Here is an 8,696-nt window from a genome sequence, read left to right on the forward strand (position 1 = left end):
ATCGCCGGGGCTGGCCGTGACGGAGCGCGTTACAACCCTTCCGAGCCGCGTCACAACTCTTCCGAGAGAGGTCTGCGGACCCGGCCTTCCTCAGCTCGTCCAGACTCGCGGGTTGCGCCGGCGCCGAATCCCACCGGTGGCAGGAAACCCTCAGAAAATGCTGGGAACTCCCCTCGAATTCCACGTTTCCGGAAGGACATCGCAATTTTTGTCAGACCGGTGGAGAGAGCCGCAAGTCCTACCCACAGGGTCAGGAGACTGAACGAGAACCGCGGATAGGTGGTGGCCCAGAAAGCGACGCCGATCTCGAGCGCGCCGATCACCAGCGGCATCCACCACTGGGCCGTTCCGCGAACGTCCTCCCCAAGCGCTCCATAGCGCTCGGCCCGTCTTGCGATAAAGGAGTTGACGATGTCGTAAAGACCTTTGATCAAGAAGTACCAGGCCGCGATCCTGGCTACCACCGCGAAGGTCGGGTCGGGCCAGGCCAGCGCGACCACGCCACCGCTGACGAGGAGAACGGCGAGCAGGGCATGGGACCACTGCCAGTCCCGCGCGGTCGCCATTGCCGCCAGCAGCTCGCTCCCGGCACTCAGGAGCAGGACGATTCCCAGAAGTATGGCAACAGAGCGAACTGTGGTCAGATCAAACTGTGGGATTGCCAGCGCAAACAAGACAAAAGCGGATCCTGCGGCGAGGAGGTACCACCATGGGACGTTCGTGGCACGGCCCTGGGTGCGGCCCGCCGGTGCTGTCGCGAAACTCACGGCGGCTCCTTTCGAGTCATCGGGCTCTCGGACGTGACCGTTCCCGGGGATACGGGAGTCGATCTCCAAAATGCACGGTCGAGTCGGTGATGCCCTCGCTCGGAGGCTTCACGCCCTGCCGGCGCCGTGAATCATGATGCGTAGATCGGCGGATAGGCTGTTGCCCGATTCGGTGGATGCTCGATTCGGTGGACCGCGAGCCGTTCCGGATCCGTCGATCGCCTGCGGGCCGGCCCCTGCGAGCGGACGGATCCCAGTCGTGCGGACGAGCAGGCCCTGACGGGTGCGGTGGTGCGACCGGGCTGCCGTCAGCGGTACCCTACGTGACGCGGCGTGCCCACATCGTACCCACAGAGATCACGATGGGTTCGGCGAAAAAAGATCAACAAACCGTCTTCGTGAGTCACCGCGCCCCCATGGAGATCAGGGACGCAGAGAACTGGCGGAGGCTCCGGGATTTGAACCCGGGAGGGGGTGTTGCCCCCAACCGCATTAGCAGTGCGGCGCCATAGACCGGACTAGGCGAAGCCTCCAACGTGCGTCCTGAGTATAGCCACCACTTCCGGTGCGACTTCGCCGGCCTCTTCCGCTCGTGTGACCGGCGCACCATGAGCGTAGAGGAGGTCGTTGGTATGGAGGAGCGCGGGACGTGTGAGGCATGCCGCAGGGAGCCCGGCTGCCCGGCCGCCGCTGGCCGATCGAACGTCCTGCTCTCAGACGATCTTGGCGCAGACGGCGTCCACCATGACCAGGAACATGACCATGACAGCACTCACCCGAGCGCGGCCAGGACGATGTTCGCCACGTCATCCCGCCGCCCTGGCCGCCGCGCCATGCCGGCGTCGACCTCCTGTACGTAGAAGGCGTTCACGACATCGAGGCCGATCGTGGCCACGATCGCGGTACGTACGCCGAGCCCGGCGTCGGACAGCGCGCGGACCATCCGGAACAGGACGCCGGCACGGTCGGGGGCCCTTATCTCGATCACTGTGTCGGATCCGGAGTCATCGAAGATGATCTTTGGTGGTACGGCCGGAGGCCAGCGTCGGGTGATCGCATACGCCTGCTCCCGACTGGCGATCCTCGCTTCCAGGTCAAGTCCGCCGTCAAGGACTCGCAGCAGGTCGCCACGCAGCTTCGCGGACGTGGGCACCTCACTGTGCGTGGTTGCCACAGCAGCTTGCAGCAGTGCACGGCCGTCCTCGCTGCGGGCGGAGGCGCGGCGGACATCGAGACGGTTCAGGGCCAGCACCCCCGTGGTGGCGGCCAGCAGCCCGGGACGGTCGGGCGCCACCACCACGATCTCGAACATCGTGTCGTCCGGCAGCGGGTTGACGTCCACGTGGTAGGTGTCCGGGAGCGCGAAAAGAGCCCGTTGGCGGTCGGTGAGGGCGGGCGGGTACGGCGCCTGTTCGCCGCGGTGGACTGCCATCGCCCGTTCCACCAGGTCACCGACCAGCCGTGCCTTCCACGGGCTCCAGGCTGTCGGGCCGGTGGCGAGCGAGTCGGCTTCGGTCAGGGCGTGCAGCAGGCCGAGAACCCGAGGGTTGCCGGCGGCCTGAGCCACCGCCTCGATGGTCGCCGGATCGTCGATGTCCCGCCGGGTCGCGGCCTCAGTGAGCAGGAGGTGATGGCGCACCATCGTGACCAGCACGTCGGTGTCCGCGGGCGGTAGGCCGAGCCGTGGAGCAAGATCTCTGACGATCTCGATCCCCGCGTCGGTGTGGTCGCCGGGCCGGCCCTTGCCGATGTCGTGCAGCAGGGCGCCGAGCAGCAGCAGGTCGGGTCGGTCGACGTTGCGGGTCGACGACGCCGCGCTCGCGGCCGTCTCCAGCAGGTGCCGGTCGACGGTGAAGCGATGGTAGGGATTGCGCTGCGGCCTGCTGCGTACCGGCTCCCATTCGGGCAGCAGCCGCACGAGCAGCCCGACCTGGTCGAGCGCTTCCATGGCGCCGACCATGGCCGCCCCGGTGGCCAGCAGGGCCACCAGTGTCTGCCTTGCCGCGTCCGGCCACGGCGCCGGCATGGGTGGGGACTCGCGGGCGAGCCGGTCGAGGGCGTATCGACCGATGGGGATGCCGGCCCGGGCGGCCGCGGCGGCAGCCCGCAGCACCAGGGTCGGATCGTGGGCGGGGTCGGCGTCCCGGGCGAGCTGCACCTCGCCGTCCTGCTCGACCACTCCCTGATCCAGGGGCTGGCGGACCGGGCGTCCGCGACGCCGGCGCGAGGAGGACCGCAGTCCAGCCGAGACCCGGTACCAGGTGCTGTCCCAGGCCCAGGAGACCGTGCGGCCCGCGTCGGCGGTGGCGTGGGCGAGCGCGAGTGAGTCGGGATAGCCCAGGGCGGTCGCGACGGCGGCCTGATCCTGTAGCAGCAGCCGGTCCTGCCTGCGGCCCCGCGCAAGCCGGCGGACCTCGCCACGGGCGTCGAGGAGCACCTGCTGTGCTTCGAGCACTCGTACGGACGGGGTTTCGGCGGCCCATGCGGTGGCGAGCGCGGCCAGAGCGTGGACGTCTCGCAAGCCGCCGCGGGCCTCTTTCAGGTCTGGTTCGAGCAGGAAGGCGACTTCACCGTGGCGCCGGGCCCGGTCGGCGACCATGTCCGCGAGTTCGGGTAGCCGGTGGGGGGAGCGGGCGCGCCAGCGGGCGCGGACGCGCTCAAGCAGGGAAGCCGCAAGGATACGGTCGCCGGCAATCGTGCGGGCGTCCAGCAGACCGAGAGCCGCCTTCAGGTTGCTTTCGGCGACGGCGACGGCTTCGTCGACGGTGCGGACGCTGTGATCGAGATCAACGCCGGCGTCCCAGAGCGGATACCAGATGGCTTCGGCGAGGCGGGTGATGTCGTCCTGGCGGCCGTTGTGGACCAGGACGAGGTCGAGATCGCTGCCGAAGGCGGGTTCCCCCCGCCCGTAGCCGCCGACCGCCATCAGGACGACGCCGACGCCCGGATCGCCGAAAAGGTCACGCAGCGCGGCGTCGGCGACGTCCACGAGAGCACGGCGCAGGGCCGGTCCGACGGTGCCGCTGAACTCGTCGGACCGGCCCGCAAGAGCCGCCAGCCGGCTCGTCACCGGATGGACTGTTCTGGTCGGTACGGCAGCCAATAGCCCGCACCGACCAGAACACGGGGCAGGCGCACGGTCTGGAGGGCCAAAGGCGGCGCGATCATGTTTTTCGCACCGCCGGAGGCCCAAGTCCCCGGGCCGCTACAGTGCGTCCGATCCACGTTCGCCGGTGCGTACCCGTACGACGGTTTCGACCGGCACCACCCAGACCTTGCCGTCGCCGATCTTCCCGGTCTGCGCGGACGTGGTGATGGCACCTACCAGTTCGTCGACGGCGTCGTCGTCCACGACGATTTCAATCTTGATTTTCGGGACGAAGTCAACCTTGTACTCGGCCCCTCGGTACACCTCGGTGTGGCCCTTCTGCCGACCGAAGCCCTGGACCTCCGAAACGGTCAGGCCGTGCACACCGAGGTTTTCCAGTGCGGTCTTCACGTCCTCCAGCTTGAACGGCTTGATTACCGCGGTCACGAGCTTCACGCCTTGGCCTCCTCTGTGACCTTGCCCGTGGAAACCGATGCCGGTGCCGATCCGTCACCGAGCGTGGTGAACTCGTAGGCGGTCTCACCGTGCAGGACGATGTCCATTCCCTCGAGTTCCTCGTCCGGCGACAGCCTCATCCGGTAGATCTTGTCGATGACGAAGGCGATGATGAACGTTGCCACGAACGAGTAGGCGACCACTGCGGCGGCGGCGAGCGCCTGCTTGCCGAGCAGGCTGGCGCCGCCCCCGTAGAAGATCCCGTCCGCGCTGTAGCCGGGGGCGACGTCGGCGGTGCCGAAGAATCCGATCAACAGCGCACCCAGCACACCACCAACCAGGTGGACGGCGCCGACGTCGAGCGCGTCGTCGATACCGACCTTGCCCTTGATGGCCGTGGCCAGAGCGCAGACCGCACCGGCTATGAGACCGATGGCGATCGAACCTGCCGGGGAGACGAAACCACAGGCCGGGGTGATGGCCACCAGGCCGGCGACGGCACCGGAGGCGGCACCCAGAGTGGTCGCCTTTCCGTCCCGGATCTTCTCCACGAACAACCAGCCCAGCATGGCCGCGGCAGTCGCGGTGTTGGTGTTGACGAACGCGAACCCGGCGCGGGTGTCGGCGGCGAGTTCGGACCCGGCGTTGAACCCGAACCAGCCGAACCACAGCAGGCCGGTTCCGAGGAGCACGAACGGCAGGTTGTGCGGCCGGAAACTGGTGCCGGGCCAGCCCTTGCGCTTACCGAGAACAAGCGCGACGGCGATGGCCGCGGCTCCGGCGTTCGCATGGACGACGGTCCCGCCGGCGAAGTCCTCCGCGCCCTTCTTGAACAGCCATCCTTCGGGGGAGAACACCCAGTGCGCCACCGGCGAGTAGATGAGAATCGACCAGATCGCTACAAAGGCGGCGAAGGCCCCGAACTTCCACCGGTCGGCGGTGGCTCCGGTAATGAGTGCCGGGGTGATGATTGCGAACATAAGCTGGAACGCCACGAACACGATCGGCGGGATCACCTGGGCGAGCGAGTTCGCCTCATAGGGTGGGGCGAACGTCACCTCGGCATACCCGGGAACCGGTTCGCTCATATGGTTGAGCAGCGAGAAGTGAAACCCTCCGAAGATCTGGTTACTGTCGCCGAACGCAATACTGTAACCGATCAGTACCCACAGGACGCTGACAATACCGATGCAGAAGAAGTTCTGCATGAGCATGCCGAGCACGTTTTTCGCGCGGACCATGCCGCCGTAGAAGAACGCAAGGCCGGGTGTCATCAGCAGTACGAGTGCCGAGGCAACCAGAACCCAGGCTGTGCTGCCCACGGCCGTGCCCACACTTGTTGCGCCGGCTATACCGTCTTGGAGTTCCTTAAGCTGGTCTGGGTTCATGTCTCTCCCGTCGGTCGCCCCGCGCGCCCGCGCGGATCATGCTCACCGGTTCGCGGCCCACCCGTCGTCCCGGATCCTTCGGCCGAAGAGTCGATAGGATCTGTTCCGGACCGGTAACTTCTCTGTTTCCGATATGTGAAATCGCTAAATTGGGCGGTTCGTGCTTCGTCTCGACCGAGTCGTGGCAAGTATCACATCACCCTCCGCAACTTCTGGCGCGTTTGCGTGATCCTACTTGCCCCGAAGGGTTACCGTGCCTCTCTGTGCGTGATGATTTGGATGCGGATTGCTATCGTGGTGGTAGTGTCGATTCGCGCGTCTTCTTCGTCCGGAGGCCCCCGAGTCTCCGGAGCCTCCGAAGACCGGGCCGGATCCCTGACGTTCGAGGAGTCCGCCGCCGGGGATCCGGCCGGGCACCGGTTGCCCTGAGCCTGATCGGCGCTCTCACCAGCGGGATTATGCTGATACCGGGCGCTGCCACGCCGGCCAGAGCCGACGACGACATCGATAAGATCGCGAAGGACATAGCGGTCGCCCGACAGCAGCTCACCGAATTGACGCACTCGACCGAGGCAGCCACCGAAGCTTTCAACGCCGGGCGTCTGCGGCTAGGCGTTGCCGAACAAGCCGTGTCAATGGCCACTGAGAATGTCCGGCATGCTGGTGACGCTGTGCGGGTTGCTGCGGACAAACGTCGCGCGTTGGGGTCCGCCGCCTACCGTTCGGGTAGTCTCGAACAACTGTCGGTACTGCTGTCCGGTGACCCCGGTACGGCACTGGAGCGGGCGGGTGCGATGGACTCGCTTGCCCGCCGCGGGCGGACTGCCGAGATCGAACTGCGGTCGGCCCGTCACGACCTCACCGGCGCGCAGGCCGCCGCGCAGCTGGCTCTCGCCGAGCAACAGCGCGAAATCGCATCCCTAGAAGAACAGAAGAAGCGCATAGAGGCATCGGTGGCGGCGCAACGGACATTGCTCGACGGTCTGGTCGCCCGCCATGCCGAGCTTGTCCGCCAGGCACGCGAACGCGAGGCCGCGGCCCGCCGGGCCAACGAGCTGGCAGCTGCCGAGGCCGCCGAAGCGCAGGCACGGGCAGCCTCGGCCGAACAGGAACAGCTGCGCACCCGCAGCAACCTGATCGGCAGTACCAGCCGCGGATTCACCGACACCCCTGTTTCGGCCGCACGCCCGCCCGCGATCGGAAGCGGCGGGGCGGCGGTCGCGGTCGCGCAGGCCCGTGCTCAGCTGGGCAAGCCGTACGTGTGGGGAGCAGCTGGACCGGACGCCTTCGACTGCTCGGGGCTCACCCAGTGGGTGTGGGCGAAGGCGGGAGTCGCCCTGTCCCACTTCACCGGCGCCCAGTGGAACGAGGGGCGCCGAATCCCCCGGGACGAACTCATGCCAGGCGACCTGGTCTTCTTCGGTGAGGATCTACACCATGTGGGGATCTACATCGGTGGCGGAAACATGATCGACGCTCCACGCACGGGAACGGTGATCCGCGTCGAGCCGGTCTGGTGGACGACATACGCCGGCGCTGTCCGTCCCGGCGGCTGAACCTGACCGTCCGAACAGCACAGCGGGTGGTAGCGAGCGAGCGCCAGGCGTGGTCAGGCGGCGGTGGTATCGGGGTGTTCGACGTACACGAGCCCCGCCGCACGACGTGAGATCTCGATGGTCGATGCTTCCTGCGTCGAGCCCTGGTCTGACGGGGTGGCCTCGCCTGACAAGGTGACCTCGACGGCGTCACCGCGCCCACGGATGGCGAGCGTGGCGCCGGGCAGCACCCCGCCTTCCCGGAGCTGGCGCATGCTTCGTTCGTCCGTCTGCAGCCGTTCGGAGATCCAGCTGACCGTGACCGAGGTCGTCCTGGAACTGGCAAAGTCGGCGGCGACCAGCAGGCTCAGCGGTGCCGGCGGCCGGGGGCCTGCCGGGCGGTCGAACGAACCTGTCGGGATCACGTTCCCGAACGGGCATCTCTTCGGGTCGCCCAGGATTTTGGTGAGCCGTATCTCCACCTCGTCCGAGATCACATGCTCCCATCGGCAGGCTTCGTTGTGGACCAGCGCCCAATCCAGACCGATCACCTCAGTGAGGAGAAGCTCGGCGAGGCGGTGTTTGCGCATGACCGCGGTCGCGCGGACCAGCCCCTTCTCGGTGAACTGCACCGTGCGGTCGTTGGCGAGGGCGACCAAGCCCTCACTGGCCAGTCGCGAGGTGGACTCGCTGGCCGCGGGAGCGCTGACATGCAGTCTTTCCACAAGGCGCGCACGCAACGGCGGGATGCCCTCCTCCCTCAGCTCATAGAGGGTACGGAGGTACATCTCGGTACTGTCGATTAGTCCAGTCACCGGGCTCCTTCGTCCAGCCTCAAGAGTACGTCCGCAGAGGCAGACCCACCTATGATGCACGCGGGTCATCCCGTCCACATCGGTTCCATGCTGGTTCCGCGTTGGCGGGTGCCGGGACCGGGTCGCCGTCCGGCCGCACCGTCCAGCGACCGCCCACGGGCTGTCCCCGGCACGCTGGGGCGGTCGAAGCCGGCCGGCGGGATCAGCGGATCGACGTCCTGGCGTGAGTCATACACTGCGGTGTATGAGCTCGACCCAGATCGCACCGGAGACCACTCACGGCAGCACAGACGAGGGTAACGACTTCGCCCACTACGCGCGCCATGAGGAGATCGTCCGGGCTTCCATCGAAGGTGGACGCGTGACCGCGCTGTGTGGTTACAAGTTCGAGCCAGTGCGCGATCCCCAGCGCTTCCCCGTATGCCCGAAGTGCAAGGAACTCGTCGCCTTGGCCGAACAGCTCGGCTGACCGGCACGGGCGGTCCCGTCCCCGGCTGTCGTGATCCCTGGGCCGCGGCCGCTGCTCGGCGTACGCCGAGCAGCGCCAGTGTCCGGTCGGCCCGGCTTCCGGCACGCAATGGCGGATCTGACGATGGTCCGGGACGAGGCATGTGTCGGCAGAGGGCTCGTCCCGACCGGTCCGCCTC

Annotated in this window: 7 protein-coding genes and 1 tRNA gene; 2 read left to right on the forward strand and 6 right to left on the reverse strand. The window is 67.3% G+C overall.

Features of this window, described 5'->3' with window-relative positions; translation table 11 throughout:
* Positions 1 to 50: 50 nt before the first annotated feature.
* The 5 genes from CV1CTNOD_RS02710 to CV1CTNOD_RS02730 all read right to left on the reverse strand — a co-directional run bounded on the left by CV1CTNOD_RS02710 (position 51) and on the right by CV1CTNOD_RS02730 (position 5,633).
* Positions 51 to 767: an HdeD family acid-resistance protein gene (locus CV1CTNOD_RS02710; RefSeq protein ID WP_131784587.1), complete on the reverse strand. Its 717-nt coding sequence runs from the start codon at positions 765 to 767 to the stop codon at positions 51 to 53.
* A gap of 440 nt (positions 768 to 1,207) precedes the next feature.
* Positions 1,208 to 1,300: transfer RNA gene (locus tag CV1CTNOD_RS02715), tRNA-Ser, on the reverse strand.
* A 239-nt stretch (positions 1,301 to 1,539) separates the two neighbouring features.
* Positions 1,540 to 3,837 carry a [protein-PII] uridylyltransferase gene (locus CV1CTNOD_RS02720; RefSeq protein ID WP_131784588.1) on the reverse strand — a complete coding sequence of 766 codons (2,298 nt, stop codon included), beginning with the start codon at positions 3,835 to 3,837 and terminating at the stop codon, positions 1,540 to 1,542.
* Between the two features lie 135 nt (positions 3,838 to 3,972).
* On the reverse strand, positions 3,973 to 4,311 hold the full coding sequence (locus CV1CTNOD_RS02725; protein ID WP_131784589.1) for a P-II family nitrogen regulator: 339 nt from the start codon (positions 4,309 to 4,311) through the stop codon (positions 3,973 to 3,975).
* The gene (locus CV1CTNOD_RS02730) at positions 4,308 to 5,633 is read right to left on the reverse strand and encodes an ammonium transporter (protein ID WP_278043852.1); all 1,326 of its coding nucleotides are present in this window, start codon (positions 5,631 to 5,633) and stop codon (positions 4,308 to 4,310) included. Before CV1CTNOD_RS02730 ends, CV1CTNOD_RS02725 begins: the two co-directional genes overlap by 4 nt.
* Before the next feature lie 524 nt (positions 5,634 to 6,157).
* Here CV1CTNOD_RS02730 and CV1CTNOD_RS02735 point away from each other — a divergent pair.
* The gene (locus CV1CTNOD_RS02735) at positions 6,158 to 7,255 is read left to right on the forward strand and encodes an NlpC/P60 family protein (protein ID WP_131784591.1); all 1,098 of its coding nucleotides are present in this window, start codon (positions 6,158 to 6,160) and stop codon (positions 7,253 to 7,255) included.
* 53 nt (positions 7,256 to 7,308) lie between these two features.
* Here CV1CTNOD_RS02735 and CV1CTNOD_RS02740 read toward each other — a convergent pair whose 3' ends face one another.
* On the reverse strand, positions 7,309 to 8,049 hold the full coding sequence (locus CV1CTNOD_RS02740) for a metal-dependent transcriptional regulator (protein WP_131784592.1): 741 nt from the start codon (positions 8,047 to 8,049) through the stop codon (positions 7,309 to 7,311).
* Positions 8,050 to 8,293: 244 nt separating this feature from the next.
* Between CV1CTNOD_RS02740 and CV1CTNOD_RS02745 the strand changes: the two genes are divergently transcribed.
* On the forward strand, positions 8,294 to 8,518 hold the full coding sequence (locus tag CV1CTNOD_RS02745; protein WP_131765058.1) for a DUF3039 domain-containing protein: 225 nt from the start codon (positions 8,294 to 8,296) through the stop codon (positions 8,516 to 8,518).
* The last annotated feature ends 178 nt before the right edge of the window (positions 8,519 to 8,696 follow it).

The sequence above is a fragment of the Protofrankia symbiont of Coriaria ruscifolia genome (assembly GCF_900634745.1).
GTDB classification, from domain to species: Bacteria; Actinomycetota; Actinomycetes; order Frankiales; family Frankiaceae; genus Protofrankia; species Protofrankia californiensis.